Source organism: Mesorhizobium sp. GW821-FHT07A06 (assembly GCF_059419085.1).
On sequence record NZ_JBWKRC010000002.1, the window covers coordinates 226,066 to 252,946 of the forward strand.

23 protein-coding genes are annotated in these 26,881 nt (G+C 63.3%); 8 read left to right on the plus strand and 15 right to left on the minus strand.

Features of this window, described 5'->3' with window-relative positions; translation table 11 throughout:
• Positions 1-105 precede the first annotated feature (105 nt).
• Together AC07SZ_RS06560 and AC07SZ_RS06565 are read right to left on the minus strand one after the other, a co-directional pair.
• Positions 106-1,581: a cobyric acid synthase gene (locus tag AC07SZ_RS06560; RefSeq protein WP_494913776.1), complete on the minus strand. Its 1,476-nt coding sequence runs from the start codon at positions 1,579-1,581 to the stop codon at positions 106-108.
• Positions 1,581-2,195: a dimethylsulfonioproprionate lyase family protein gene (locus AC07SZ_RS06565; protein WP_056572528.1), complete on the minus strand. Its 615-nt coding sequence runs from the start codon at positions 2,193-2,195 to the stop codon at positions 1,581-1,583. The genes AC07SZ_RS06560 and AC07SZ_RS06565 overlap by 1 nt, the downstream gene beginning before the upstream one ends.
• A gap of 138 nt (positions 2,196-2,333) precedes the next feature.
• On the opposite strand from AC07SZ_RS06565, the gene AC07SZ_RS06570 reads away from it, so the two are divergent.
• On the plus strand, positions 2,334-3,500 hold the full coding sequence (locus tag AC07SZ_RS06570; RefSeq protein ID WP_494913777.1) for an isobutyryl-CoA dehydrogenase: 1,167 nt from the start codon (positions 2,334-2,336) through the stop codon (positions 3,498-3,500).
• A 26-nt stretch (positions 3,501-3,526) separates the two neighbouring features.
• A complete protein-coding gene (gene mmsB / locus AC07SZ_RS06575) occupies positions 3,527-4,411 on the plus strand; it encodes a 3-hydroxyisobutyrate dehydrogenase (protein ID WP_056572533.1) in 885 nt (294 codons plus the stop codon).
• 280 nt (positions 4,412-4,691) lie between these two features.
• Here mmsB and AC07SZ_RS06580 read toward each other — a convergent pair whose 3' ends face one another.
• From AC07SZ_RS06580 to AC07SZ_RS06605, 6 genes are all read right to left on the minus strand, one after another.
• Positions 4,692-5,336: a cytochrome c oxidase assembly factor Coa1 family protein gene (locus AC07SZ_RS06580; protein ID WP_056573443.1), complete on the minus strand. Its 645-nt coding sequence runs from the start codon at positions 5,334-5,336 to the stop codon at positions 4,692-4,694.
• 84 nt (positions 5,337-5,420) lie between these two features.
• Positions 5,421-5,786, minus strand: coding sequence for a hypothetical protein (locus AC07SZ_RS06585; protein ID WP_056572534.1), 366 nt, complete (start codon positions 5,784-5,786; stop codon positions 5,421-5,423).
• 137 nt (positions 5,787-5,923) lie between these two features.
• A complete protein-coding gene (locus tag AC07SZ_RS06590) occupies positions 5,924-7,303 on the minus strand; it encodes an aspartate aminotransferase family protein (protein ID WP_056572536.1) in 1,380 nt (459 codons plus the stop codon).
• A 258-nt stretch (positions 7,304-7,561) separates the two neighbouring features.
• On the minus strand, positions 7,562-9,619 hold the full coding sequence (locus AC07SZ_RS06595; protein ID WP_494913778.1) for a prolyl oligopeptidase family serine peptidase: 2,058 nt from the start codon (positions 9,617-9,619) through the stop codon (positions 7,562-7,564).
• 73 nt (positions 9,620-9,692) lie between these two features.
• Positions 9,693-10,865 (minus strand): MFS transporter, encoded by a 1,173-nt coding sequence (locus AC07SZ_RS06600; protein WP_494914157.1) that lies wholly within the window; start codon positions 10,863-10,865, stop codon positions 9,693-9,695.
• Positions 10,865-12,046 carry an MFS transporter gene (locus tag AC07SZ_RS06605; RefSeq protein WP_056572539.1) on the minus strand — a complete coding sequence of 394 codons (1,182 nt, stop codon included), beginning with the start codon at positions 12,044-12,046 and terminating at the stop codon, positions 10,865-10,867. Before AC07SZ_RS06605 ends, AC07SZ_RS06600 begins: the two co-directional genes overlap by 1 nt.
• Positions 12,047-12,303: 257 nt before the next feature.
• Between AC07SZ_RS06605 and AC07SZ_RS06610 the strand changes: the two genes are divergently transcribed.
• The 3 genes from AC07SZ_RS06610 to AC07SZ_RS06620 all read left to right on the plus strand — a co-directional run bounded on the left by AC07SZ_RS06610 (position 12,304) and on the right by AC07SZ_RS06620 (position 17,888).
• A complete protein-coding gene (locus AC07SZ_RS06610) occupies positions 12,304-13,881 on the plus strand; it encodes a trimethylamine methyltransferase family protein (RefSeq protein ID WP_494914158.1) in 1,578 nt (525 codons plus the stop codon).
• 71 nt (positions 13,882-13,952) lie between these two features.
• Positions 13,953-16,523 carry a GcvT family protein gene (locus AC07SZ_RS06615; protein WP_494913779.1) on the plus strand — a complete coding sequence of 857 codons (2,571 nt, stop codon included), beginning with the start codon at positions 13,953-13,955 and terminating at the stop codon, positions 16,521-16,523.
• 9 nt (positions 16,524-16,532) lie between these two features.
• The gene (locus tag AC07SZ_RS06620; RefSeq protein WP_494913780.1) at positions 16,533-17,888 is read left to right on the plus strand and encodes a M24 family metallopeptidase; all 1,356 of its coding nucleotides are present in this window, start codon (positions 16,533-16,535) and stop codon (positions 17,886-17,888) included.
• Here AC07SZ_RS06620 and AC07SZ_RS06625 read toward each other — a convergent pair.
• The gene (locus AC07SZ_RS06625) at positions 17,880-18,680 is read right to left on the minus strand and encodes a phosphate/phosphite/phosphonate ABC transporter substrate-binding protein (RefSeq protein WP_494913781.1); all 801 of its coding nucleotides are present in this window, start codon (positions 18,678-18,680) and stop codon (positions 17,880-17,882) included. The two genes, AC07SZ_RS06620 and AC07SZ_RS06625, sit on opposite strands and share 9 nt — an antisense overlap.
• Before the next feature lie 89 nt (positions 18,681-18,769).
• On the minus strand, positions 18,770-19,780 hold the full coding sequence (locus AC07SZ_RS06630; protein WP_494913782.1) for a fatty acid desaturase: 1,011 nt from the start codon (positions 19,778-19,780) through the stop codon (positions 18,770-18,772).
• 229 nt (positions 19,781-20,009) lie between these two features.
• Between AC07SZ_RS06630 and AC07SZ_RS06635 the strand changes: the two genes are divergently transcribed.
• The 3 genes from AC07SZ_RS06635 to bmt all read left to right on the plus strand — a co-directional run bounded on the left by AC07SZ_RS06635 (position 20,010) and on the right by bmt (position 22,646).
• On the plus strand, positions 20,010-20,867 hold the full coding sequence (locus AC07SZ_RS06635; protein WP_056572549.1) for a helix-turn-helix domain-containing protein: 858 nt from the start codon (positions 20,010-20,012) through the stop codon (positions 20,865-20,867).
• 53 nt (positions 20,868-20,920) lie between these two features.
• Positions 20,921-21,523: a DUF1989 domain-containing protein gene (locus tag AC07SZ_RS06640; protein WP_056572551.1), complete on the plus strand. Its 603-nt coding sequence runs from the start codon at positions 20,921-20,923 to the stop codon at positions 21,521-21,523.
• 100 nt (positions 21,524-21,623) lie between these two features.
• Positions 21,624-22,646 (plus strand): betaine--homocysteine S-methyltransferase, encoded by a 1,023-nt coding sequence (gene bmt, locus AC07SZ_RS06645; protein ID WP_056573454.1) that lies wholly within the window; start codon positions 21,624-21,626, stop codon positions 22,644-22,646.
• A gap of 15 nt (positions 22,647-22,661) precedes the next feature.
• Here the strand turns inward: bmt and AC07SZ_RS06650 are convergent, their stop codons facing one another.
• The 5 genes from AC07SZ_RS06650 to AC07SZ_RS06670 form a co-directional block, all read right to left on the minus strand.
• Complete coding sequence (locus tag AC07SZ_RS06650) at positions 22,662-22,931, minus strand: hypothetical protein (protein WP_056573457.1); 270 nt, start codon at positions 22,929-22,931, stop codon at positions 22,662-22,664.
• A 248-nt stretch (positions 22,932-23,179) separates the two neighbouring features.
• Positions 23,180-23,758: a type 1 glutamine amidotransferase gene (locus AC07SZ_RS06655; RefSeq protein ID WP_494913783.1), complete on the minus strand. Its 579-nt coding sequence runs from the start codon at positions 23,756-23,758 to the stop codon at positions 23,180-23,182.
• A gap of 160 nt (positions 23,759-23,918) precedes the next feature.
• Positions 23,919-26,033 carry a vWA domain-containing protein gene (locus AC07SZ_RS06660; RefSeq protein ID WP_494913784.1) on the minus strand — a complete coding sequence of 705 codons (2,115 nt, stop codon included), beginning with the start codon at positions 26,031-26,033 and terminating at the stop codon, positions 23,919-23,921.
• 2 nt (positions 26,034-26,035) lie between these two features.
• Positions 26,036-26,596: an RNA polymerase sigma factor gene (locus tag AC07SZ_RS06665; protein ID WP_056573459.1), complete on the minus strand. Its 561-nt coding sequence runs from the start codon at positions 26,594-26,596 to the stop codon at positions 26,036-26,038.
• Positions 26,597-26,674: 78 nt separating this feature from the next.
• Positions 26,675-26,872, minus strand: a complete 198-nt coding sequence (locus AC07SZ_RS06670; protein WP_494913785.1) for a hypothetical protein — start codon at positions 26,870-26,872, stop codon at positions 26,675-26,677.
• Between the last annotated feature and the right edge of the window lie 9 nt (positions 26,873-26,881).

Genomic DNA, 26,881 nt, shown 5'->3' on the forward strand with positions numbered 1-26,881 from the left:
GTCATCCTCGGGTCTGCACTGCGTCGCTACGCTCCTCGCTCCGCCCGAGGATGACGACGCGGGGGCGTTTATCGCTAATTGGCAAGGTGGTTCGCCAACAGGCCCCTACCGAGCCAGCCCGAAAATCGCGTCACAGTCGAGATGGGTTTCCAATTCGGCAGCGACCTCGTCCAGCGCCCGCTCGACTTCGGCTCGGTAGTCGATGCCACCGCCCCTGATGCCGAGGCTTTCCAGGAATTTCCCGCGAAAGGCATCGGCGCCGAACAGGCCATGCATATAGGTGCCGATCACCTTGCCATCGGCCGAGATCGCGCCATCCTCGACGCCATTGATGACCGCCGACGGCCGCAGCGTATCCGGGCCGGTGGTACGGCCGAGATGGATTTCGTAGCCTTCGAGTGGCAGGTCGAACTGGACCGAGCGCGCACTGACATTGCGCACGGTTTTCTCCGGCTCCATCACCGTTTCGATATCGAGCAGGCCAAGCGCCTCGGCCTCGGTGACGCTGCCTTCGATCCCGTCGGGATCGCGCACCACACGCCCAAGCATCTGGAAGCCGCCGCAGATGCCGACAATATGGCCGCCACGCTTGCGGTGCGCGGCAAGGTCTCTGTCCCAACCGTTCTCGCGGAATTTCAGGAGATCGCCGATCGTCGACTTGGAGCCGGGAATGACCACCAGTCCGGCGTCCCCCGGCAACGGCTTGCCCGGGGGTACGAACACCACTTCGACCTGCGGTTCGGCTTTGAGCGGATCGAGATCGTCGAAATTGGCGATGCGGCCAAGCATCGGCACAGCCACTTTCAACGCACGCGTCTCGCCGGATGCCAGCCGCTCCAGCACCACCGAATCCTCTGAAGGCAGCCGCGCCGCCGCCTTCAGCCACGGCACGACGCCAAAGCAGCGCCACCCCGTAAAACTGTCGATTGCGTTGATGCCGTCATCGAACAGCGAGACATCGCCACGGAACTTGTTGATGAGGTAACCGACGATCATGCGCCGGTCCGCTTCCGGCAGGATCAGATGCGTGCCGGCTACCGAGGCGATGACGCCGCCGCGATCGATGTCGCCGACCAGCACCACCGGCACATCGGCACGCGTGGCAAAACCCATATTGGCGATGTCGCGGCTTCTTAGATTGATTTCCGCCGGCGAGCCGGCGCCCTCGACGATGACGAGATCAGCGCCCTCGCCGACCTTGGCCCAGGAGTCCAGCACCGCATCCATCAGCCGGCCCTTCAGCGCCTGGTAGTCGCGGGCCCGCGCCTCGCCGAACACTTTTCCCTGCACGATGACTTGCGCGCCGATATCGGTCTGCGGCTTGAGCAGCACCGGGTTCATGTGGACCGACGGCGCGACGCCGCAAGCGATTGCCTGCAGCCATTGCGCGCGGCCGATCTCGCCGCCGCTTTTGCTGTTGTCGCCGGGAATGTCGGCGACGGCGGCGTTGTTCGACATGTTCTGCGGCTTGAACGGCCGCACCTTCAGCCCGCGCTTTTTCGCGGCGCGGCACAGGCCGGCGACCAGCACCGTCTTGCCGACATCCGAACCCGTCCCTTGCAGCATGATCGCCTTGGCCATCAGTTCCGACCCTGCGCCGCGGTTCCGGTGATCGTGGATTTCTGCGCCAGCGGTCCACCGCGCCAGATATAGAGCGCCAGAAGCGGCTCGCTGCCGGTTCGCATGGCGTGGTTGACATTCGAGGCGTGGTGGACGACCTCGCCCGCCTCGCGCTTGCGAAAACCGCCCTCGCCCATGCGCCATGCCGTGCCGCCGGTCAGCGGGATATAGATCTCCTCGGCGACGTGGTGGTGGTCTGGGTAGACGATTTCGGGTCCAAGGATCAGCAGGCCGGCCGCCACCTCATCATTGGCGAAATGGCCGCGCGTGCCGAACAATTCCAGCCAGCCGTAATTGTCGATGAAGGTCTTGCCGAAATCGGCCTCGGTATAGGTCTGCCCCCAATGCGATTCGTAGCGCCGCTGCGCCAGCCATTGGATCAGCGGTTGCGCAGCCATCGGCGCCAGGTCAGCCGCTCGATCGAGATGGCGCAGGCAACCGAGCGCATGCGGCGCCAGCGCGCGCGCCGGCATATCCCAGCCAATGCGCGCGACGGCGCCGCGCACCAGCGCGTCATCCACTGAGGCGAGATAGGCGTGGAACCGTCCCAGCAGCTCATCGAATTTTGTCGTCACATCTTGCTCCGGACATGCATTGGTGCACAGCCGCTCCGCAGCGGGTCGGGTTGCGCGGCGGCATCATTGGTCTAGATTAGTGCGCGCGCAAAGCCAAAAACGACAGGCCAGCAAGCCGAAACCATCAGGGAGCACGCCATGGACGCCGCGGTCGATGCGAGCACCAGCCAGTTCGAACTCAACGAGGAACAGCGTGCCATCCAGGAGATGGCGCAGGCCTTCGCCGCCGACCGCGTCGCGCCGAATGCGCTCGACTGGGACCGCAGGAAATACTTCCCCGCCGACGTGATCCGCGAGACCGGGCCGCTCGGCCTCGGTGGCATCTATGTCAGGGACGATGTCGGCGGTTCGGCTCTCGGCCGCCTCGACGCCGTGCTGATCTTCGAGGCTCTGTCGCACGCCGACCCAGGCTTTTCGTCCTTCATCTCGATCCACAACATGGTGGCCTCGATGATCGACAGGTTCGGTAATGACGAGCAGCGCCAGCGCTTCCTGCCGAAGCTGACCTCGATGGAATGGCTGGCAAGCTACTGCCTGACCGAGCCAGGCTCCGGCTCGGATGCAGCGGCGTTGAAGACGCGCGCGGTCAAGAGCGGCGGCGACTATATCCTCAACGGCGCCAAGCAGTTCATCTCCGGTGCGGGCGACAGCGATGTCTATGCAGTCATGGTGCGCACCGGCGCCGATGGGCCGAAAGGCATTTCCACGATCATCGTGCCGAAAGATGCGCCCGGGCTCTCCTTCGGCGCGAATGAGCACAAGATGGGCTGGCACATGCAGTCGACCCGCCAGGTCATCTTCGAGGACTGCAAGGTGCCGGCGGAAAACCTCTTGTCGGGTGAAGGCGCCGGCTTCGGCATCGCCATGGCCGGCCTCGATGGCGGCCGGCTGAACATCGCCGCCTGTTCGCTGGGCGGCGCCCAGTCGGCGCTCGACAAGGCGCTGTCCTACACCGCCGAGCGCAAGGCCTTCGGCTCGAAGATCAATCAGTTCCAGGCGCTGCAGTTCAGGCTGGCCGACATGGAGACCGAGTTGCAGGCGTCGCGCATCTTCCTCTATGCCGCCGCCTCCAAGCTCGACCGCAAGGCGCCCGATGCCGGCAAATGGTCCGCCATGGCCAAGCGCTTCGTCACCGACACCGGCTTCAATGTCGCCAACAATGCGCTGCAGCTGCTCGGCGGCTACGGCTATCTGCACGACTACGGCATCGAGAAACTGGTGCGCGACCTGCGCGTTCACCAGATCCTCGAGGGCACCAACGAGATCATGCGCGTCATCATCGCGCGGGCGCTGATCGGCCGCTGAAGCCAGCAAACTCCGGGAGTGAGACAATGACGACGATCGCCTTCATCGGCCTCGGTAACATGGGCAATCCAATGGCCGCGAATCTGGTCAAGGCGGGGCATCAAGTGCACGGCTTCGACCTCGTGCCCGAGAATCTGACGATCGCGCGCGAGCATGGCATCGTCGTCATGGCCAACGCGCCGGCGGCGGTGAAAGACGCCGATGTGGTGATCACCATGCTCCCGGCCGGCAAGCATGTGCTCTCGGTCTATGAGGACATCGCGCCCAAGGCGAAGAAGGGCGCACTGTTCATCGATTCCTCGACCATTGATGTCGAATCGGCGCGCAAGGCGCATGCGCTCGCTGCGAAACACGGCCTGCCCTCGATCGATGCGCCCGTCTCGGGCGGCACCGGAGGTGCCACGGCCGGCACGCTGACATTCATGGCGGGCGGCTCCAACGATGCCTTCGCCGCTGCCGAGCCGATCCTGAAGCCGATGGCCGGCCGCATTGTCCATTGCGGCGGCGACGGTGCCGGCCAGGCGGCGAAGATCTGCAACAACATGATCCTCGGCATTTCGATGATCGGCGTCGCCGAAGCCTTCGTGCTGGCGGAAAAACTTGGCCTGTCGCATCAGGCGCTGTTCGACGTCGCCTCGACATCCTCAGGCCAATGCTGGTCGCTGACCACCTATTGTCCGGTTCCCGGCCCTGTGCCGACCTCACCCGCCAACAGGGATTACAAACCGGGCTTTGCCGCGGCGCTTATGCTGAAAGACCTGAAATTGTCCCAGGAGGCCGCACTCGGCGCTGGGGCGGTGACCCCGCTTGGCGCCGAGGCGGCGCAACTCTACGCCCTGTTCAGCGCCCAGGGCCATGGCGGCGCCGATTTCTCCGGCATAATTAATTTTCTCAGGGGTAACCTAGCGTAACCAACGGATTGACAGACTTTTCCGGACTCCTCCGGCAGAAAAACCGCAAATTTAGATTTGCTTAAGCTCTCGATAACTCCGCGGTAACGATGTCGGTATAAAACTGATCGTGAGGCGGACATATCGCATCCGCCCGGCGCTCCGGATCAGGTCTCGCGTACCGGAGCCCGTAAGTTTCGCCAAGTGTTCGAGTAGCGAAGCGCCATGCGTATCTGGCAAAGCCGCGTTCCCGATGGAGCGCGGTTTTTGCATTTGTGCACCGCTCAATCCAGGCCGACATCTATATTCCGATGGCCGCGTTCGGGATTGGCACGTGGTCTTCGTTGATCAGCACGATCGGCGCATCCACTCCATCAACCCTGACCACGAGCAGGCGCATGCTCCAAGTGCCGGCATTGCGAACCAGATGAGAAAACACGGTGCCTTTGCCTTTGGCGCCGTGGACGGGAATACTGAACTGCGCGTCGCCCGTCCCATTCGCGTTGACGTTGAGATGGCCGCCGACCCAGAAATTGTCGATCACGTCGTCGCCAATGGCAGCCTTCACACGGGTGTCGGCGCGAATGGCATCCATGGTCATGTGGTAGGCGTCATTGCCCTTGAGCATGAAGGGGATGCTGCCGACCATGGTCGCACAGCCCCCGATACTGACCACCCAGACGGCAAGGCCGGCGATCGCCCAGTTGCGCTGCGTCTTGCGGAACTGTTCCGCGTCGCGCCAGGCCCGGTTCTGCCACGCCCAGCGGCTGCCTCGCGCGCCGAGCACGATGATCACGATGAGGTTGACGACCGGGATCAGCGCCAGCAGCGCGATGAAAGTGCTGTTGCCTATACCCCAGATCCAGTTGAGGAAGAAGGCGCCCCAATTCCAGCGATCGAGTTCGGGCGGAATTTCAGCGGGCTGGTTGAGCGGTTGTCCGGCCATGAAATCCCCCATCGGTGCGTATACCGATCGGTTCTAGCGCATGATCCCGACAATGCGCAAAATCAAAGTTCCGCAGGGCCTATTTCAAGCCTTTGACGAAAGCCGGCGAAAATTCGCCTTCACCGCACGGCTGGCCGGCTTCAGCCCGGCATTGATCGACCGTTCCGTCGCGACGCCGTTGAACAGCGACGGCGTGCGACCGGAAAGGAGTTCCGGCCAGAACCGCGATGCGGACTGCAGGACAGACATTTGCGCCGCGAACACGCCCTCGGCGATTGCGGCGGTCTTCTCGTTCACCGCTCGTGCGGTTTCGGTGCCCCAAGGCTGGCTGCTGCCCGCGTCCATCGCCATCAACGGCATGCGCATCATCGCCACCAGCGGCGCCAGCATCAGGTCGGCGCCGATGTTGGCTGCTTCTTGCGCGCGTCGACTCTTGCCGGTTTTTCTCATGGAAATAACCCCCTTGTCGCAGCCAGGCTGGCCGCTGCCTCACACACTACGCGCGGGGGATGAAGTTTGTTCCCCATCGCGGCAGTTTCTCGAGGCCGGGCGTTCCCTCCAGGAAACGCCCGGGTCAAGGTTCGCTCTTATCGCTTGCGCAGATCGGCCTGTGCCAGATCCAGCGCCTTGCCGATGCGCTCGCAGGCCATGTCGATCGTGTCGCGGGTCCAGATCAGCGGCGGCGACAGGATCATCGTGTCACCGGTGGCGCGCAGCATCATGCCGTTGGCGATCGCGTGGTCGCGCACCGTCACCGCGGCACTTCCCGACGGCAGGAACCGTTCCCTGGTCGCCTTGTCCTTGACGATCTCGATCGCGCCCATCAGGCCGATCGAACGCACCTCGCCGACGAGATCATGTCCGGCAATGCGCTCCTGCAGGGCCTTGGCGAAATAAGGCCCGGTGTCGTTCCTGACGCGGTCGACGAGGCCTTCCTGCTCGATGATTTCCAGGTTCTTCAGCGCCACGGCGCAAGCCACCGGATGGCCGGAATAGGTGTAGCCGTGATTGAACTCGCCACCCTTCTCGACCAGCGTCGATGCAATGCGGTCGCCGACCAGCAAGGCCGACAATGGCTGGTAGCCTGACGTCAGCGCCTTGGCCGTGGTGATGGTGTCCGGTTCGATGCCAAGCGTCTGCGCGGCGAACCATTCACCAGTGCGGCCATAGCCCGTGATAACCTCGTCCAGCATCAGCAGAACATCATATTTGCGGCAGATGCGCTGCACTTCCGGCCAGTAGCTCGCAGGCGGAATCTTGACACCGCCCGCCCCCATCACCGGCTCGCCGATAAAGGCCGCGACCTTGTCGGCGCCGGCCTCGAGGATGGCGTCCTCGACCGACTTTGCCGCGCGCAGGCCGAAATCATGGTCGCTCTCGCCGGGCAGTGCCAGTTCATAGGCATAGGGCATCATCACATGGACGATGTTGGGCACGGCGCCGCCGAGCTGCTTGTGCATGGCATCCATGCCGCCGAGCGAGGTGCCGGCGATGGTCGAGCCATGATAGGCCATCTTGCGCGAGATGATGCGGTTCTTTTCCGGCTTGCCTTCCAGCACCCAGTAGTGGCGCACGAGGCGCAGCGCCGTGTCGTTGGCCTCCGAACCGGAGGAACCATAAAACACCTGGTTGACGTGTTTCGGCGCGATCTCGGCCAGCTTCTTGGACAACAGCACCGGCGTCGGCGTCGAGCATTTGAAGAAGGAATTGTAGTAAGGCAGTTCCTTCATCTGCGCGTAAGCGGCCTCGGCCAGTTCGTCACGGCCATAGCCGATGTTGACGCACCACAGCCCGGCCATGCCGTCGAGGATTTCGGCCCCTTCGGAATCGTAGATGAACGGGCCGTTGGCGTGAGTGATGATGCGCGAGCCGGCTTCGCGCAGTTCCTTGTGGTCGGTGAAGGGATGAAGATGATGCGCGGCGTCGATCTGCTGAAGCTGCTTCAGCGAATAATTCTGATAGGTCATGTCTGGATCTTTCCTCTGGATTCTGTCCGGCTGGCGCCGGGGCGAATGCATCAGAGGGCTGCGGGCGGTGAATAACCGATGCGGGCGCACAGCCGCAAAAGCTCGGCGCGCAGCGTGCGCGGTGACGGTGTCACCGCGACCCGCGATGCGCGAGCCTCAAATGCGCCAACCAAGGTCCTGACGAGAGCCATTCCGGCACCTTAGAGCAAAGGCTGGTCGAGGTGAACCACCCTTTGCTTGGCCCATGAACGAATGATTCTAGGCCTTGGCGGTCAGCGCCCGCTGCAGGAAGACATATTTCATCGCCGTCTGGGCCGCCTGCGGCCGGCGGTCGCCACGCCCGCCATGTCCGCCTTCGGTTTCCTCGAAAAACAGCGTCCTGGCGTGGCCGGCCTCCTGCAGGCGAGCCGCCATCTTGCGCGCATGGCCGGGATGAACGCGGTCATCGGCGGTCGAGGTCGTCAACAGCACGGGCGGATAGGCGGGATTGGCCTTGACGTGCTGGTAGGGCGAATAGGCGGACAGCCACTTGACGTCTTCCGGCTTCGACGGATCGCCATATTCGGCCATCCATGAAGCGCCGGGCGGCAGCTCGGTGTAACGCAGCATGTCGAGCAGCGGCACCTCGATGATGGCGGCGCCGAAAAGCTCGGGATGCTGCGTCAGCGAAACACCGGTCAGCAGGCCGCCATTCGAGCCGCCCTGGATGCCGAGCGAGCTTGCTGTCGCGATGCCGCGCTTCACGACGTCCTCGGCGACCGCGGCGAAATCGTCAAAACCGTTCTGGCGATTGCCTTTCAGCGCCGCCTGGTGCCAAGCCGGCCCGAACTCGCCGCCGCCGCGGATGCAGGCCTGCACATAGGCGTTGCCCTTCTCCAGCCACAGCCTGCCGCGCACGCCGGCATAACCGGGCAAGAGCGGCACTTCGAAGCCGCCATAGCCATAGAGCAGCGTTGGCACCGGACCCTTCTGGTCGCGCCGCCTGACGACGAAATACGGGATCATCGTGCCGTCCTTCGAGCGCGCCTCGAACTGCTCCGAGATCAGCGGCGCGGCATCGAACCGCGCCGGCTGCGACTTCACCGTGACGAGCGTCTCGCCATCGTCATCCGACCAGATGATCGAGCTCGGCGTCAGGAAATCCGTGAAGGAGAAGGACACGCTCGACCCGAAATGCTCGGCATGGCTGATGCCGACAGTGCCGTTTTCAGGCAAAGCCACCGGTTTCATGGACCAGGTGCCCTGCTTACGTTCGCAGACGAGGACCTTGCCACGCACATTGTCCATCAGGCTGATGAACAGCCGGTCCTGCGTGCGGGCAATACCGGCGATCGACACGCGATAGGCCGGCGCCAACAGGGTCTCGATGGCCCCCAAACCGCCGGTTTCGATCCAGTGGGCGAAATCGAACGAATAGAGCCCGTCCGGCTGGCACACCGTGCCGTCAGGCGCCGTCCACGGCGTGCGCACGCCGAACACCAGTTGATCCTTGAAAAGCGATGTATCGGTGGCGTCGTCGGGCAGCGGAATGCGCCTGTTTTCACCAGACGGGAGATGCAGGAAGCTGTGCGACGCGAAGAAATTTATCGCCCGCGCCAGAAACACGTGACGCTTGTCGCCGTCGAACTCGACGCCGGCTCCGGCGGCGAGATCGTCTTTCTGCGCCTCGAATATCGGCGTCGCCTCTTCCAGCTTGGTGCCACGCTTCCAGAGCTTGATCACGCGCGGGTAGCCGGACTCGGTCTTGTCAGCGTCTTCGAGGGCCGCCGAGACGATGACCGTGTCCTTGTCCAGCCAGCCGAAACTCGACTTCGAGGCAGGAGCCCGGAACCCACCCTCGATAAACGATTTGGTTTCGATGTCGAATTCGCGCATTTCGCTGGCATCACCGCCATCCGGCGACATCGACAGCAGGCAGCGGCTGAAATCCGGATAGAGCCGGCTGGCGCCGCTGAACACCCATTTTATCCCCTCCTTCGCCGCAAGCTGGTCGAAGTCGATGATTGTTTCCCACACCGGCTTCTCGGTCTTGTAGGAAGCGACCGTCGTGCGGCGCCACAGCCCGAGCGCATTGGCCTTGTCCTGCCAGAAATTATAGACATGGCCGGCGATAGCCGCGCCGACCGCGATGTTGTCCTCGGCCGTCATCAGGTCGAGTGCGGTCTGGAATGACGCCTGGTAGGACGGATCGCCTTGCAATTCGCCAACCGTGATCTCGTTCTGGCGATGCACCCAGTCCAGCGACTGTTTGCTGGTCCTGTCTTCCAGCCAGAGGAATGGATCGGCGGCTTCTGGCTTGGCGATGGGCTTGGTCATGGAATCTCCGATAGGCAATGCTTCGGCATGCAACATCGACATGCCTTGTCCGATATTCAATAGCTGCGGCATCTCAGCAGAGGATTCGGGCCTTACCGCGACCGGCGACACTCGCAACCGCCAGCACCAGGCACATCAGGCCCAGCGTGATCGGCAGGCCACCGGCGCCCAGCAAATCCATCGCGCCTCCCGCCAGCGGCGGCACGGCGATGCCACCGACGCCCCACATCAGCGAGAAGGCGGCGTTGCCGGCGACCAGTGTCGAGCCGGTGAAGCGCTCGCCAAGCTCAATGATCGACATCGTGTAGATGCCATACGAAACCGCGCCCCAGACAAAGATCATCGGCCAGATCAGCGGCGTTTCGATGAGAAGCGGCAGCAGCACGCATCCGAGCACGGTCAAGCAAACGCAGGCAAGCCGCACCAGACGCGCGGAAATCCGCTCCGCCAACAGGCCAAGCGGCACCTGCATGGCGATGTTGCCGGCGATCATCATCGACAGCAGCGCCGACATGCGCACCTCCGCGATGCCGTAATGGGTGCCGTAGACCGGCAGCAGGGCCAGCGCCCCCTGTTCGAAACCCGCGGCGACGATGACCGCGAACAGAAGCAGCCACGCCATCGGTACGAAGCCCAGGACCGAGACCTGATGACCGGCCTCGTCCACCTTGGGCAGGCGCGGCAGCACCGAAGCCAGACAGATGCCGCATAGAACGAAGGCGGAAATACCGACGATGAAGGGTGGCCAGCCTTCGGTGCCGACGGCAAGCAGGCAAAGCGGGCCAGCCGCGAATCCGGCCGAGATGATCGTCGAATAGACGCCCATGATGCGCCCTCGCCGCGCCGGTGGCGCCAGTGCGATCACCCAGATTTCGCTCAGCACATAGAGCGGATTGGTCACCGCGCCGATCAGGAAGCGCAGCGGAAACCACAGATAGACATTCTGCGTCCAGCCAATCAGCGCCAGCACGACGGCCGAAAGCGCCGCACAGGTAAGCGCCGTCCGCCCTGCCCCGAACCGCCGCGCCAGTCCGGGGATGAGCGGCGACGAGACGATGAAGCCGATCGGCGTCATCGCCGCCGACAAGCCGATCATTGCCGGCGAGACGCCCTGTCGCTGCAGGATGAAGCTCAACAGCGGATAGGACAGCCCTTGCGCGATCGCGAACACCGAGACGGTCGCGATCACGCCGGTGATCGCCGCCCATTGCATCCCGGCCTGGCTGTTGTCCGAACCGGCCGCCATCATGCCTGGCCGCTCCGGCGAACCGATGCGCGATAGAGCGCGAAGATCACCAGCAAGGCGTCGAGGCCGATGATCACCACGGGCAGGCCCAGCGGACCGATGCCCTGCATCAGCAGCCCGGCGCCGGGCGGGCCGACGATACCGCCAACGCCCCACAGCAAGGCGAAGGCGGCGTTGCCAGTGACAAGCAGCGTGCCCTTGAACCGGCTGCCGAGCTCGACCAATGCCATCGTATAGACGCCGTAGCCGACCGCGCCCATCACCAGCAGCACGCCCCAGATCAGGGGAGTCAAGATCAGCAGCGGCAGCAGAATCGCGCAGGCGGTCGTAGCCATCGCGCAAGCCAAGATCATCGGGCGGCCGCCGAACCGCTCAGCGAGCAGGCCAAGCGGGATCTGCAGCAGGATGTTGCCCAGGGAAAGCGCCATCACCAGCGCGGCGAGCACGGCTTCCGGCAAGCCATAGCCGGCGCCGAAGACCGGGACCAGCGCATAGGTGCTTTGCTGGACGGCGGCCGAGACCAGCACGGCCAGCAGCAGCGCCGGTGCCAGCCGTGCAAAACCGATAAAGCTGCCGGCGGGCTGGCCGTCATCCTCGAAACCGGTGAGCTTCGAGGAGACAAGGCGCAGGATGATCGCGCAAAGCACGAAACCGCCGACACCGACGCTGAAGGGCCCCCAGCCCGAAGTGCCGACCAGGGTCAAGGTGAACGGGCCGGCCGCATAGCCGGCGCCCATCAGCGTGTTGAATACACCCATTACACGACCGCGCCGTGAGGGCGGAGCCAGCGACAGTGCCCAGACCTCGCCGAGGATATAGAGCGGGTTGATGACGACGCCGATGATGAAGCGGATGACGTACCAGGCCACCCAGTTTTGCAGGTAGCCGATGCCCAGGAAGCACAGCGCTCCAACCAGTGAGCAGCCGACCGCCAGGTTTCGCGCACCGACCAGCCGTACCGCCGCCGGCACGAACGACGCCGACAGGATCAGGCCGAGCGGCATCATAGCCGCCGACAGGCCGATCAGCCCGGGCGACATGCCTTGCTTCTGCATCAGGAGCGTGAACAGGGGCGAGCTCAGCCCTTGCGCGGCGCCGAACATGGCAAGCGCCGCGGTCACGCCGGCGAGCGCCGCCCACTGCGTCCCCGCTTCGCCTTCGCTCGAGCTGGTTGCGACCATTCCGTCATTCCATGTGAGGTGCCGGCAGACCTCCCGGCCGGCAAGCGTCACTAGCTACTGGTTCGATCAGGGGAAAGAAAGTGCCGGCAAGGGAAATCCGCTTGCGCCAACTCGACGGCGATCCGGCGAATCGCGCCGCCGCGCAACTGCCATTCCGGCATGTCGCTTCCCTCGCCCTAGTGGTCGCCGCCTCCGCAATGGCCGGCCGGCCGCCGGTCCATTATGCCGCCCGCCATTCGCATCCTACGAGGACCATCATGACCGCCGCCCTAAACCCTGCAGAACCGGCCTTGGCACCCGACCGTGCCCGCCGTGGCGGCCGCGCCGGAAAGCGCGCCGGAGGCTCGGCCGCGTTCGAGCAGCCGCCGTTTCGGCAGTTGAAGATCCCGCTGCAGCCCACGAAGCTGGTTTCGGATGACGAGCTGGAGTCGATCCACCTCGCCTCCTTGCGTGTGCTCAAGGAAATCGGCGTCGACGTCCTGCACGACGAGGCCCGGCGTATCATGAAGGCGCATGGCGCCGACGTGCGCGAAGGTTCGGAACGCGTCCGCTTCGACAGCGACATGATCCTCGAACTCGTCTCGCATTGTCCGTCCGAATTCACCATCCATGCCCGCAATCCCGCGCACAATGTCCGCTTCGGCGGCGATAATCTGATCATCTCGATGATGGCGTCGGCACCCAATTGTTCCGACATCGACCGTGGCCGCCGGCCGGGCAACCAGGCGGACTATCGCAATTTCCTGCGCCTTGCGCAGATGCACAACATCCTGAACTGCACCGGCGGGTATCCGGTCGAGCCGACCGATATCCATCCGTCCGTCCGCCACCTCGAATGCGTTCGCGACCTCGCAATGCTGACCGACAAGGTGTTCCACATCTATTCGCTCGGCAAAGAACGCAATGTCGACGGCATTGAAATCACCCGCATCGCGCGCGGCATCAGCCACGAGCAGCTGCTCGAGGAGCCGTCCGTCTTCACCATCATCAACACCAATTCGCCGCTCAAGCTCGACGTGCCGATGATGGAAGGCATCATCCAGATGTCGAGCAAGGGCCAGGTCGTCATCGTCACGCCCTTCACCCTGTCGGGTGCGATGGCGCCGGTGACCATCGCCGGTGCGCTGGTGCAGCAGAATGCCGAGGCGCTGTCGGGCATTGCCTTTGCCCAGATGGTGAAGAAGGGTGCGCCTGTCGGCTATGGCGGCTTCACTTCCAATGTCGACATGAAGTCCGGTTCGCCGGCCTTCGGCACGCCCGAATACATGAAGGCGCAGCTTGTCGGCGGCCAGCTTGCCCGCCGCTACAACATTCCCTATCGCACCTCCAACACCTGCGCCGCCAACACGGTCGACGCGCAGGCGGCCTATGAGAGCGTGTTCTCGCTGTGGGGCGCCATCCAGGGCGGCGGCAACCTGATGATGCACGCGGCCGGCTGGCTCGAGGGCGGCCTGCGCTGCTCCTACGAAAAGACCATTCTCGACATCGACCTCTTGCAGATGGTGGCGGAGTTCCTGACCCCGCTCGATCTGTCCGAGGAAGCGCTAGGCTTCGACGCCATCCAGTCGGTTGGGCCGGGCGGCCATTTCTTCGGAACCCAGCACACGCAGGACCGCTACAAGACCGCCTTCTATTCGCCGATCCTTTCCGACTGGCGCAACTTCGAGACCTGGGCGGAAGCTGGCTCGCCGACGGCGCTGGAAAAAGCCAACAAGGTCTGGAAAGAGCGGCTGGCGTCCTATGACGAGCCCTACATGGATCCGGCCATCCGCGAGGAACTCAACGACTTCGTCCAGAAGCGCACGGCCGAAGGCGGCGCGCCGACAGATTTTTGATCATGCTTGGCGTGCGTCGTCACCCCAGCCCAAACCTCTGATTCAATTTACACAAAAACGGACCTATCTTCATGAAATCGTATGTAAAAGCGGTTGTCATCGGCGGCGGCGTCGTCGGCTGCTCGGTGCTGTATCACCTGGCCAAGGCGGGGTGGACCGACATCATGCTGATCGAGCGCTCGGAGCTCACCTCCGGCTCGTCCTGGCACGCCGCCGGCGGCTTCCACACGCTGAACGGCGACCCCAACGTCGCCAAGCTGCAGGCCTACACCGTGCAGCTCTACAAGGAGATCGAGGAAATATCAGGCCAGTCCTGCTCGCTGCACCTGACCGGCGGCGTGATGATGGCCGATACGCCCGAGCGGATGGACTTCTTGCGGCTGGCCCACGCCAAGGGCCGCTATCTCGGCATGGACACCGAGCTGATCACGCCTTCGGAAGCCAAGGCGATGTTCCCGCTGATGGATGAGACGAACTTCGTCGGCGCCATGTGGGATCCGGTTGAAGGCCATCTCGACCCTTCGGGCACGACGATCGCCTACTCCAAGGCGGCCAAGAAGCTCGGCGCCGAGATCGTGCTGCGCAACCGCGTCGTCGACTTGACGCAGCAGCCGGACGGCACTTGGAACGTCGTCACCGAACAGGGCACTGTCCATGCAGAGCACGTCGTCAACTGCGGCGGCCTGTGGGCGCGCGAGATCGGCCGCATGGTCGGCGTCGAGCTGCCGGTTCTTGCGATGGAGCACATGTACCTGCTCACCGAGCCGATGCCGGAGGTCGAGGAATTCAACAAGTCGACCGGCCGCGAGATGATCGGCGTGCTCGATTTCAAGGGCGAGATCTACACCCGCCAGGAGCGCAACGGCATCCTGCTCGGCACCTATGAAAAGGCCTGCAAGCCGTGGTCGCCGGTCAACACGCCCTGGGATTTCGGCCATGAATTGCTGCCGCCGGACCTCGACCGCATTGCGCCGTCGCTGGAGATCGGCTTCAAGCACTTCCCCGGCATCGAGAAAGCCGGCATCAAGCAGATCATCAACGGCCCCTTCACCTTCGCGCTCGACGGCAACCCGCTGGTCGGCCCGGTGCAGGGCCTGACCAATTTCTGGTGTGCCTGCGCCGTCATGGCCGGCTTCAGCCAGGGCGGCGGCGTCGGCCTCGCTCTGTCCAACTGGATGGTGCACGGCGATCCCGGCTTCGACGTCTGGGGCATGGATGTCGCCCGCTTCGGCGAATGGGCCGGCCTGCGCTACACCAACGCCAAGGTGCGCGAAAATTATTCGCGCCGATTCTCGATCCGTTTCCCCAACGAGGAATTGCCGGCAGCGCGTCCTGCGCAGACGACGCCGCTCTACGACATCATGCTCGCCAACAACGCCGTCATGGGCGATAGCTGGGGCCTGGAAACCCCACTGTGGTTCGCGCCGAAGGGCAAGGAGCCGAAGGACATCGTTTCCTTCCATCGCTCCAATGATTTCGGCCCGATCGGCGAGGAAGTGCGCGCCACGCGCGAACGCGTCGGCGTGACCGAGATCGCCAACTTCGCCAAATACGAAGTGTCGGGACCGGGGGCGGAAGAGTTCCTCAACCGGCTGATGACCAACCGCATGCCGAAGACCGGCCGCATCGTGCTCACCCCGATGATCAACGAGTTCGGCAAGCTGATCGGCGACTTCACCATCGCCAAGGCGGGTGAAGACCGCTTCATGATCTGGGGTTCTTCGGCCGCGCAGAAATATCACATGCGCTGGTTCGAGAAGCACCTGCCGAAGGACGGTTCGGTGCGCATCCACCGCTTCGACCAGACGCTGGTCGGCCTGTCGATCGCCGGACCGAGCGCGCGGGATTTGCTGCAAAAGCTCGTGGATACGGACATCTCGACAAAAGCCTTCCGCTTCATGGATTTCCGCGAGATGGCCGTCGGCGGCGCGCCCTGCATGGTCAACCGCATCACCTACACCGGTGACCTCGGCTACGAGATCTGGATGGCGCCGGCCTATCAGCGCCTGGTCTACAAGGCGATCAAGGACGCCGGTGAAGAATTCGGCCTGGTCGATTTCGGCATGCGCGCCTTGCTGTCGATGCGTCTCGAGAAGAACTTCCCGACCTGGTTCCGCGAGCTGCGGCCGATCTACGGCCCGTTCGAAGGCTCGATGGACCGCTTCATCAAGCTCGAGAAGAACGATTTCATCGGCCGTGAGGCTGCTGCCAAGGAACAGGCGGACGGACCAAAACTGCGCCGTGTCTCCTTCATCGTCGATGCCGCCGATGCCGACGTGATGGGCGACGAACCGATCTGGGCCAAGGTCAGCAAGGATTTTGGCACGGTGGAAAAGCCGCATGGCTACGGCGCGCCCCGCTTCGACGACAAGGGCAAGGAAGTGCGTGGCTCCAAGGCCGCCGAGGGCGCTTCTGCCGTGCGCGGCATCGTTGATGGCGACTGGCGCGTCGTCGGCTGGGTGACGTCGGGCGGCTATGCCCATTATGTCCAGAAGTCGATGGCGCAGGGTTACGTTCCGGCGGCGCTGGCCGAGGATGAAAGCGCCGGCCTGTTCGAGATCGAGATCCTCGGACATCGGCGTCCGGCCCGCATCAATGTCGAGGCACCGTTCGATCCGAGCGGCGAGAAGATGCGGACCTGAGGGTCGACGATGGACAGCGCGGCGCCAAAGGGGAGCTTCGGCCGCCACCGCAAGATCATGCCGTTCGAGCCTGGCTCGATCGAGGAATTGCGTGAAGGCTCCCGCCAGAAGGCGGCTTCGCTCAACCAGCATGTGCTGGGCTATGGCGCGCAGGCTGAAGCGGAATGGGCGGCGGCGGGCATTGCCGCCCCCGATCTTCCGGCGATGCGCAAATACCGGCTGGAGCGCATCCGCGCCGAGCTGAAGCGGCGCGGCTATGCCGGTGCCCTGCTCTACGATCCGGTCAATATCCGCTATGCGACCGACAGCACCAACATGCAGCTGTGGGTGGCGCACAACCCGACGCGGCATTGTTTCGTCGCCACCGACGGACCGGTGGTTCTGTTCGACTATTTCTCCTGCGAGCATCTGTCCGATCATTCCGGCGTCGTCGACGAGGTGCGTCCGGCCGTATCGTGGATGTATCTCTATGGCGGCGAACTCACGGAGCAAAAAGTCCGCCGCTGGGCCGCAGGCATAGCCGATCTGGTAACGGAGCATGGCGGCGGCAACAACCGCGTCGCGGTCGACCACCTCAATCCGGAAGGCGTCGAGGAGTTGGCGCGGCTAGGTGTCTCCATCGGCAATGGCGAAGCGGTGATGGAAAACGCCAGGCTGATCAAATCGCCTGATGAAATCCTCGCCATGCGCCGTGCCATCGTCGCCTGCGAGGCGGCAATGGGCGAGATGGAACAGGCACTGAAGCCCGGCATCTCCGAGAACGAATTGTGGGCCGAACTGCATCGCGGCAATATTGCGCGCGGCGGGGAATGGATCGAGACGCGCCTGCTGGCGTCGGGCCCGCGCACCAATCCCTGGTTCCAGGAATGCTCGTCGCGCCTGATCGAAGCGGGCGACCTCGTCGCCTTCGACACCGACCTGATCGGCCCCTATGGCTTCTGCGCCGACCTGTCGCGCACCTGGCTTTGCGGCGATGCAAAACCATCCAACGAACAACGCGGCCTGTTCCGCATGGCCGCCGAGCAGATCGAACACAACACGCAATTGATGCAGCCCGGCATTTCGTTCCGCGACCTTGTCGAACGCTCGGCGGTGCCGCCGGGAGACTGTTTCCCGACCCGCTACGGCGTGCTCTATCACGGCGTCGGCCTGGCCGATGAGTACCCGACACTGCCGCATGCCAGCGACTGGACGCCGGACACGCCGGACGGCGTGCTCGAACCCGGCATGGTGCTGTGCGTGGAAAGCTATATCGGCAGGCTTGGCGCCCGTGAGGGCGTCAAGATCGAGGAGCAGATCCTGATCACCGAGACCGGCAACGAGCAGCTTTCAACCTACCCGTTGGATGCGAGGCTGCTAGGCTAACCCTGCAAGGGCGTCGCGCATTGCCTTGATTGTCTTTTCAGGCGTCGTCCGGGCGGTAATGAACGGCAGGCCCTTGCGCCGTGCCGTCCAGCCGACGATCACGACCTTGCGCGCCGCCGGCTCGAAACGTTGCGCCAGCGCCCAGCTCTCACAATCGATCGCCGCTATATCGGCCCTGCCCTCGGCCACAGTGACGATCGAGCCGCGATGGCCACCGCTTTCGCCACGCGAGGGAAAGATGTCGAGGCTTTCGCCCGCCGCCTGCAGGTCGCGCGTCAGGGCAATGATGCCCGACATGGAATCGAGGCTGTTGAAGGTGAAGCGCTTGCCACGGATGAGATCGAGAGGCAGCAAGGCCTTGCCATCCGCGGGCGATCGAGCCTCCGGCCCCTCGCCCGCCCGCATCACCAGCGCGCTCGAATAGAGTTCGCCCTGCCCGCCTTCATAGGTGTCATAGCTTGGCTGGCCGACCACCTGCACATGGCTCGACAGTCCGAGTTCCATCGGTCCCCAGCAGGTCTGCGCGAACAGCAGTGCCGGATGCAGCCAGAGCTTGTGATAATCGAGTTCATCCGGCGGCAATGTCGCCGGGTCCGGCGCGATCAAGGCTCCCTGGGCATCGCGAATGCCACCCGGCACGGGCGGCAGGTCACCGTTGCGGCGCACGATGGTCTGCGGCGCATCGATGCCCTTCTGCCGGAAGGCGTCCCGCAGCAGCACCCATTGCGCGTCGACCTCGCCGCGCGCCTCGGGCCAGTCATACATTGGCAGGGCCGCAATCGATTCACTCATGCCGATATCAAATCATCATCTCTGGAAAAGGATCGCAAAAACGCGGCGTCCAATCAGAATTGGCCGACACCTATCCCGGGATGCCCGGGCTATTCCTTGGGCGGCTCGGCGGGCACCGGCGCGGTGCCGAGCCCATTGATGTTGCGGGCCCGGATGCGTGGCTTGAACGCCCGGCCGTGCTCAGGCGCACGACGCAGCACCGGGTGCACGATCGGCTCCTTTGCCTTGAAGGCATAGGCTTTGATCAGCGCGAAATAGTTCGGATAGGCATAGCCATTGTTCATCCGCAGCCACTCGTCCCGGCGCTCGCGAAACAGCTTGGGCAGCTTGTACCAGGCCACGGTCGGCGTCTTGTGGTGGACGAAGTGCAGATTGTTGTTCAGGAACAGAAACGACAGCGGCGAGCGCTCGATGATCACCGTGCGGCCTTCCGGATGCTCGGACCACTGATGCTCGGCAAAGGTGCGGATCGCGATCAGCGACTGACCGAGCCACACCGGTGCCAGGATGTAGAGCCACAACGGAATGCCGAAGCCGAACTGCACGATCGGCGCCACAATGGCGAGGCCGATCGCATGCAACAGCCAGGCTTTGCGGATCGCCTTGTCGCCGGCCATGATCTGCTTGGCGTCGTCGATGAAGAAGCCGATGCAGGACAGCCAGGGGCCGAGGAAGAACCGGCCGGCCATGGTGTTGTTGACCTTGAGCAGGAATTTCATCGTCGGCGGCAATTCGTCGTGCTGCCACAGCGCCTGATAGTAGCTTTCCGGGTCGTCCAGCGGATCGGTCAGCCGCTCGTCGGCATGGTGGCGCAAGTGCAGCGTCTTGAAGCGCCGGAACGGCCAGACCAGACCGATCGGCAGGAAGACGAAGGCTTCGTTGATCAACGCATTGCGCGTCGGATGACCATGCAGCACTTCGTGCATGATCGACGACTGCAGTGCCAGGACAAAGCCGAGGAGAAGGAGCGCCATAATGGGATAGGAAGGCCAGAGCAGGAAACCGGTGGCAAGCCACGTTCCGTAACAGAAGAAAGCGAGAACCGCGGTCGGCCACTCGATGGCCGGTGCGTTGCGTCGCTTGATGCTCTTGCCTGTCATGCTATCGACCACTGCCCCTCAGTCGCCGGAACCCCCAATGGTTCCTGACAACATAGTGTCAGGAGAAACGATTCCACTCAACGCGACAAAGTATACAAAATGTTGCGATTGCGCATTTTTGACCGCACATGTTACACATTGTAAACAGCCTTAGGGATTCATTTACGCCTGAGACGCCCCTTGGGTCGCTTCGGCGCAAATTTTTCCTCAAGATTCGGAGGACCGGACGATGGACAAACGCGACCTGTCAGCAATCTTTCGGGAGCGCCTGAGGCTGCTCCTGACACGATCGGATCTCAACCAGTCCGCCTTCGCTTCAGCGGTCGGCATCGACCGGTCGGCACTGTCGCAGCTGATGTCGGGTGCCTCGACGCGCCTGCCGAGGGCCGAAACGCTGCTCAACATCGCCGCGGAATTCAAGATATCGCTCGACTGGCTGCTCGGCCTTAGCCAGGACGAAGGCGTCACCGGGGAAATCCGTGAAAGCCTCGAGATCGAGGAAGCGCCCGATGGTTTCGACCGCACGCTGCTCGCCAAATGGTTCGCCGAGGCCGCAGGCACCAAGATCCGCTACGTGCCGGCCGGCATCCCCGACCTGCTGCGGACCCGCGCCCTGGTCGACTACGAGGCCAACATCACCAACCGGAGCCGCTTGGCGCAGGCCAGCGAGACGCAGTACCGCATCGAATACAACCGGCGCCCGGAAACCGACATGGAAGTCTGCATGCCGCGCCACACGCTGGAGATTTTCGCCCGCGGCCTCGGCGTCTGGGACCGTTTTCCGGAGGCCGATCGCCAGCAGCAGCTCGCCCATATGGCGACGCTGCTTGACGATCTCTACCCGACCTTCCGGCTGTTTCTCTATGACGGCCGCATGCGCTATTCGATCCCGCTCACCATCTTCGGGCCCTATCGCGCCGCCATCTATGTGGGTGACATGTACGTCGTGCTGAACGCCACCCAGCCGGTTCAGGCACTGACCCAGCACTTCGACAACCTGATCCGGGCCGCCGACGTCAACCCGCACGAGGCAGCAAGCTTCGCGCGCAATCTGGCCAGCATGTCGTTCCCGTCAGGCTCTGTCTGATCCGGCGCAATCGTGGTCATTCGAGACTATCCGCATCTCAAAAAGGACAGCCCATGTCAGAGCCGCGCCGCATCGTCGTCCCTCCCCAGTCTGGCCGTTCCATCCGCGTCTGGCGCGGAGACCTCATCCGCATCATCGACCCTAGGGGGCAACAGGTCGCCGATCTCTGGGCGTTCGCCACCGAGCCGGCGCTCGACTGGCTGAGCACGTCGCAGACCCGCGACATCACCGAGCGGCTTTTTCCCCGCATCGGCGACCATTTCTACAGCGCGGCCGCCAGGCCGATGCTGACACTGGTGGAGAACGCATCGCCCGGCCCGCATGACATGCTCTATCCGGCCTGCGACAGCGCGCTCTATGAGCGCGCCGGCTTTCCCAACCACCCGAACTGCCGGGACAATCTGATGCAGGCGCTGGCCGTCGAGGGCATATCGCTGCCCTTCGCACCCGACCCCGTCGACCTCTTCCAGAATTCCCTGCCGCAACCCGATGGCAGGCTGATCGTCGAGGCTTCGATCAATCCACCCGGCGGTAACGTGACGCTGCGCGCTGAACTGGACCTGCTGCTGGTGGTCACCGCCTGCTCGGTCGACTATTACCCGACCAATGGCGGGGTCTGCACCGAGATCGAGGTCGAGATCATAAGCGGATCGTAGACAGTCTTTCAATCTGGCCGGGTCATCGTGGCAAATCATTGACTGGACATAAAGACTTCTTTATATCCTTATTTGACTTCGAAATATGAAAGCCAATCCGATGACGACGACCAATCCGATCGATGCCTTGCTGGCTGAAAAGGGCGTGCTGCTGGCCGATGGCGCCACGGGCACCAATTTGTTCGCCATGGGTCTGGAGGCCGGCGAGGCGCCGGAACTGCTGAACGAGACCGCGCCCGACACCATCACCAGCCTGCACCAGAATTTCGTCGATGCCGGCGCCGACATCATCCTGACCAACTCCTTCGGCGGCACCCGTCATCGGTTGAAGCTCCACCATGCGCAGGACCGTGTCCATGCGCTGAACAAGCGCGCCGCCGAGATTGCGCGGGCGGTTGCCGACAAGGCCGGCCGCAAGGTCATCGTTGCCGGCTCCGTCGGCCCGACCGGTGAGTTGCTGGTGCCGCTCGGCGCCATGACCTATGACGAGGCGGTCGACGCCTTTGCCGAGCAGATCGAGGGTCTCAAGGAAGGCGGCGCCGAAGTGGCCTGGATCGAGACCATGTCGGCGCCCGACGAAATCCGCGCCGCCGCCGAGGCGGCAATTCGCGTCGGCCTGCCCTACACTTATACCGGCTCCTTCGACACGGCCGGCCGCACCATGATGGGCCTGTTGCCGAAAGACATCCACGGCGTCGCCGATGGCCTGTCGCAGGCCCCGCTCGGCGTTGGCGCCAATTGCGGTGTCGGCGCTTCCGATATCCTGGCCTCGCTGCTCGACATGACCGAGGCGAAGCCGCAGGCGACGGTGATCGTCAAGGGCAATTGCGGCATTCCCGAATTCCGCGGCACCGAGATCCATTATTCCGGCACGCCGGAATTGATGGCCGACTATGTGCGTCTCGCTGTCGATGCCGGCGCGAAAATCGTCGGCGGCTGCTGCGGCACCTCGTTCCAGCACCTTGCCGCCATGCGCAAGGCGCTCGACGCCCATACCAAGGCCAGCCGCCCGACGGTCGAGACGATCGTCGAGCGCATCGGTCCGATGCGCAACAAGGTGGCGACGGAAAACACCGCCGAGACAAGCGAAGCCCGCCGCGAACGCCGCCGCAGCCGGGCCTGAGGCAATATCCTTGGGTTAATCGCTATTGTCGGCGTAGCTCGACTGCGCCGACTTGAAATCGACCACATTGTCGCCGCGCATTGTCATCAGGGCACCGGATGAACCCGGGTCGGTGATCTGTTCCAGCATCAGGCGGAAGCGGTCGTTGGTCAGCGCCGACATTGCGGTGTCACGCGCCTGCGCGACATCGTCGCTGATGCGTCTGGTTTCGGCTGACGAGGCTGATGAAACCGGCGAAGCGTCTCGCGCCGGCGGGGGCGCGTTGGCGATAGTCCTGATCTGCAATTCCGGCTCCCTCAAGCCCTGTAAACAAGCCCGGTGTAACGAGAGGACATTGCGATCCGGTACCGGAAATACCGCGCAATTTAACGATCCGGCAGATAGCTACGAACCTGCGATGCCGCCGTCGTTGGGGCGGCTAAATCAACGGCGGAAAAAGCTTGCGCAAGAACCCATTGAACCAGGCGGCTTGCGCCGCATCGTGCAGGACCATGAGGCGATCCTGCTCCTCGCGCGTCTGTGCGCCCGGCTTGTCATAATTCGCTGTCGGGCGGTTCTGCACACGCTGAAATCCTATTGGCGTTACTTCCGCATGGAATTGCAGGCCGTACCTTGTCGCCGATACGGAAAGCCTGATTGGGGAAAAGGTCGCTCGAGGCAAGATGCTGGGCCCCTTCCGGCAGTTCGAAGCCATGCCAGTGTGACTGCGTCACATGGATCGGCGCAGGCAGGAAATCCACAGCTTCGGCCGAGGGATAAAGTGGGTAACACCCAAATTCGTGTACCCCGCTTGCCGGCGGACCGACCTGCGCGCCGTGAAGCCAGGCAATTTGCTGAGCGCCCTGGCAAATACCGAGCAACGGGATGCCGGCATTCATGCAGAAGTCGATAAACCGGTATTCGTCCGGCAAAAACGGATGCAGCGAGGTATCATATACATTGTACATTCCGCCATAAATCACGCCGCCTGCGACAGTATCATCCGCATCGAGCGCCTCTCCGGCAAAGGCGCGGCGCAAGACCGGTTCGTAGCCGTTCTTCTGGAGGTAGGCGAACATGCGGTCGTCTGCGGGCTCGTCGCTGTGCCGCACGAGAATAATACGCTTCTTCATGATCCTGCCTTTCCCCTCGCCAGCATGGGTGGCGCAAGGCAGCCACACAACAAAAAAAGGCCGGCAAGGGAAAAATCCCTCGCCGGCCTGCCTCACCCGCCCGTGGGCCGGTTTCCCGTATCAGAACGATCCCATCTGAAAGAAACCGGCCGTATCACCACTACCGGTTACCGCCCAGCGCCGAGGCAAGGCGCACGAGCGAGAGGAACTCAGACCTGTACCCAAACGGATCGGCTCCTCGGGCGGCAGTGGCAATCTCCATGATCCTGTCGTAACCGAACTTCGCGGTCGCATCCTCGTCGCGCAGCTTCTGGCCAAAGGCCGCGACCGCGACGGAAAAGCGCTGGTCGGTGCTCGCCTGGTCGAAGGACGCCACCTCGTTGGCCGATGTCACCGGCGTGGTGATCAGCTTCGAGACGTCCTCGGTGGGCAGCTTGTAGCGGATCTTGACGAAGGCATATTCATCCGCGTTGGCGACACCGCCATTGTTGACCGTGGCCTGGCCGTAGCGCAGCGGGTCGATCTGCTCGCCGCCGCTGCCCTTCGGTGTGATCTCGTAGATCGCGGTGACCGAATGGCCGGAGCCGATGTCGCCGGCATCGACACGGTCATTGTTGAAATCCTCGCGGTTGAGCGCCCGGGTCTCGTAACCGATCAGCCGGTATTCGGAGACCTTGTTCGGATTGAACTCGACCTGGATCTTCACGTCCTTGGCGATCGGGAACAGCGTCGAGGAGGCATCCTCGACAAGCACCTTTTCGGCTTCGGCCAGCGTGTCGATATAGGCGGCGGTGCCGTTGCCGTTCTGGGCAATGGTCTGCATCATCTGGTCGTTCAGATTGTCATGCCCAAAGCCGAACACCGACAGGAAGACACCCGACTTGCGCTCCTGTTCGATCAGGCGCTTCAGATCATCATCGTCGCTCTGGCCGACATTGAAGTCGCCATCGGTGGCCAGCATCACCCGGTTGACGCCGTTCTTGATGAAGGATTGCTGGGCAAGCTTGTAGGCTTCCTTGATGCCGGCCTCACCGGCCGTCGAACCGCCGGGCGTCAGATTGTCGATGGCATTGAGAATCTTGTCCTTTTCGGCAGCCTTGGTCGGCATCAGCACCGTGCCGGCCTCTCCAGCATAGGTGACGATGGAGATGGTGTCGTCAGCCTTCAACTTGCTGACCAGCAGCCGGAATGCCGATTTGAGCAGCGGCAGCTTGTCCGGCTCGTCCATCGAACCCGAGACATCGATCAGGAACACCAGATTGGCCTTCGGCTGCTCGGTCGGCTTGATGTCGAAGCCCTTGATGGCGACATGCATCAGCTTGGTATGCTCGTTCCACGGCGTCGGCATCACGCTGACGGTCGAGTTGAAAGGCGTCGACGCCGAGTCCGGCCCCTTCCAGTCATAGGGGAAGTAGTTGACCATCTCCTCGACGCGCACTGTATCGGCCTGCGGCACGGACCCTTCCTTCAGCGAACGGCGCACGAAGGAATAGGAGGCGGTATCGACATCGATCGAGAAGGTCGAGACCGGGTCTGCGAGTGCCGCATGCACCGGATTGGTCTTGAAATCCTCGATGCGGTTGCGATTTTCCTCTTGTGGCGCAATCTGGTCCGTCGGTGCGGTGGGCAGCGGCGCCATCAGTTTGGATTCAGCAGCCGGCATGCGGGCGACCCGCGATGTGCTGGGCGCGCTTGCAGTTCCGTCCAGTGCGAATTTACCCGTCGGCGCTGGCGGTGCCGGCTCGGCCACCGCCCCGCGCTCTGCGGCGGTCTGCTGGGCTGAGCCACCGGCCTGGGCGGATTCGGGTTTCGGCGGAGCGGTCGGCGCGACAAGCGCATCGGCGGCGTCGCGGCTCTCCACATCGGCATCGGCCTTCTTGTCCTTCGCCAGTTCGGTCGGAGCTTGCTTCGGCTCTGCCACGACTGGCTTCACGGTCGCCGGCTTGTCGGCCAGCGTCTCGGTGATCTTTTCGTCGCCGCCGAATTTGGGCGGCTGTTCCCTCAGCAGGTGGAAAGTGGCGTATCCGGCGATCGGCAGGGCGACGAGCCCGGCAAGGGCCGGCGTGGCGATGAATTTCTTTTGCATGATCTCGCTCCAGAGCTTTTGTGCTCGCTCTGTGAGACGAAGACCGCCGACCGATCCTTGGGTGACGGCAGAAATATTTTCCTGATCATAGGCGCGCATGGCAGCCTCGAAGGCGCGCGCCTTCGCGCTCTCGCCCGGCACCGGTGCTGCGATATCGCGCAGTCTGTTAAGTTCGTTGTCGTCGACCATGGTCACACTTCCCCGGCCGAGCGCATCAGCGTCTTCAGCCGTTTCTTCGCTTCATGGATGTGCCAGGAAACCGTCGTCTCCGAGATCGCCATCGCCTCGGCGGCGGCCGCGTGGCTCAGGCCCTCGCCATAGACAAGCAGTACGGCATCGCGCTGCTTGTCCGGAAGCTGCCGCACCGCTGCCCACAGCGCCTCGGCCGGATCCTCGCTCTCGGCCAGGACCTCGCCCGAAATCAGCGCATGGACGCCATAGGCCTCGGTCTTGACCGTCTCGCGGGCGGTCTTGCGCATCATGTCGCGCGCCGCGTTCATCGTCATGGTGTAGAGCCATGTCGTGAAGGCGCCGCCACCGCGATAGTCGCGGATCGCCTTGCCAAGCCGGACACAGACTTCCTGGGCGATGTCTTCGGCATCCGCCTTCTTGCCGCACCAGCGATAGGCGGCGCGATAGACGAAGTCGTAGTGACGCTCCAGCAATTTGCCGAAGGCCCCTCTGTCCCCGCCCTTCGCCCGCCCGATCAGTTCGGCGTCGGAGGCTTCGCTCTCATCCAGCATCATCGCCATCATTTGCCTGTTGGACGAAGGCTAATGGCCGATCCTTGGGGTGATGCAAAGATTTTTTTCCGCCCGGCGCTTTGACACTCAAATCGCCTGCCGGGACGGCTTCACATCCGGCGCAAGAACAAGAAAGAGGGGCCCGCTGGCATCAAGCATGATGCTGGCAATTCCGTATCGACTTGGGCCTCTGCGCGCCATCGCATTGGCATCTACAGCCACGCTTCTTCTAACCAAGGTCAATCCCTGCTTTTGATCGGCGCAGGCGTAGCTATCGGACTTCATGCGATCGGC

What these genes read in the sequence shown, in the direction of transcription:
- AC07SZ_RS06615 (WP_494913779.1), top strand. Translation starts at nt 13,953, where the DNA reads ATGAAATCGTATGTAAAAGCGGTTGTCATCGGCGGCGGCGTCGTCGGC.
- AC07SZ_RS06595 (WP_494913778.1), bottom strand. Translation starts at nt 9,619, where the DNA reads ATGACCAAGCCCATCGCCAAGCCAGAAGCCGCCGATCCATTCCTCTGG.
- AC07SZ_RS06665 (WP_056573459.1), bottom strand. Translation starts at nt 26,596, where the DNA reads ATGGCGATGATGCTGGATGAGAGCGAAGCCTCCGACGCCGAACTGATC.
- AC07SZ_RS06580 (WP_056573443.1), bottom strand. Translation starts at nt 5,336, where the DNA reads ATGGCCGGACAACCGCTCAACCAGCCCGCTGAAATTCCGCCCGAACTC.
- mmsB (WP_056572533.1), top strand. Translation starts at nt 3,527, where the DNA reads ATGACGACGATCGCCTTCATCGGCCTCGGTAACATGGGCAATCCAATG.
- AC07SZ_RS06600 (WP_494914157.1), bottom strand. Translation starts at nt 10,865, where the DNA reads ATGGCGGCCGGTTCGGACAACAGCCAGGCCGGGATGCAATGGGCGGCG.
- AC07SZ_RS06640 (WP_056572551.1), top strand. Translation starts at nt 20,921, where the DNA reads ATGTCAGAGCCGCGCCGCATCGTCGTCCCTCCCCAGTCTGGCCGTTCC.
- AC07SZ_RS06660 (WP_494913784.1), bottom strand. Translation starts at nt 26,033, where the DNA reads ATGGTCGACGACAACGAACTTAACAGACTGCGCGATATCGCAGCACCG.
- AC07SZ_RS06670 (WP_494913785.1), bottom strand. Translation starts at nt 26,872, where the DNA reads ATGAAGTCCGATAGCTACGCCTGCGCCGATCAAAAGCAGGGATTGACC.
- AC07SZ_RS06625 (WP_494913781.1), bottom strand. Translation starts at nt 18,680, where the DNA reads ATGAGTGAATCGATTGCGGCCCTGCCAATGTATGACTGGCCCGAGGCG.
- AC07SZ_RS06655 (WP_494913783.1), bottom strand. Translation starts at nt 23,758, where the DNA reads ATGAAGAAGCGTATTATTCTCGTGCGGCACAGCGACGAGCCCGCAGAC.
- AC07SZ_RS06635 (WP_056572549.1), top strand. Translation starts at nt 20,010, where the DNA reads ATGGACAAACGCGACCTGTCAGCAATCTTTCGGGAGCGCCTGAGGCTG.
- AC07SZ_RS06590 (WP_056572536.1), bottom strand. Translation starts at nt 7,303, where the DNA reads ATGACCTATCAGAATTATTCGCTGAAGCAGCTTCAGCAGATCGACGCC.
- AC07SZ_RS06610 (WP_494914158.1), top strand. Translation starts at nt 12,304, where the DNA reads ATGACCGCCGCCCTAAACCCTGCAGAACCGGCCTTGGCACCCGACCGT.
- AC07SZ_RS06585 (WP_056572534.1), bottom strand. Translation starts at nt 5,786, where the DNA reads ATGAGAAAAACCGGCAAGAGTCGACGCGCGCAAGAAGCAGCCAACATC.
- AC07SZ_RS06630 (WP_494913782.1), bottom strand. Translation starts at nt 19,780, where the DNA reads ATGACAGGCAAGAGCATCAAGCGACGCAACGCACCGGCCATCGAGTGG.
- AC07SZ_RS06605 (WP_056572539.1), bottom strand. Translation starts at nt 12,046, where the DNA reads ATGGTCGCAACCAGCTCGAGCGAAGGCGAAGCGGGGACGCAGTGGGCG.
- AC07SZ_RS06570 (WP_494913777.1), top strand. Translation starts at nt 2,334, where the DNA reads ATGGACGCCGCGGTCGATGCGAGCACCAGCCAGTTCGAACTCAACGAG.
- AC07SZ_RS06560 (WP_494913776.1), bottom strand. Translation starts at nt 1,581, where the DNA reads ATGGCCAAGGCGATCATGCTGCAAGGGACGGGTTCGGATGTCGGCAAG.
- bmt (WP_056573454.1), top strand. Translation starts at nt 21,624, where the DNA reads ATGACGACGACCAATCCGATCGATGCCTTGCTGGCTGAAAAGGGCGTG.
- AC07SZ_RS06620 (WP_494913780.1), top strand. Translation starts at nt 16,533, where the DNA reads ATGGACAGCGCGGCGCCAAAGGGGAGCTTCGGCCGCCACCGCAAGATC.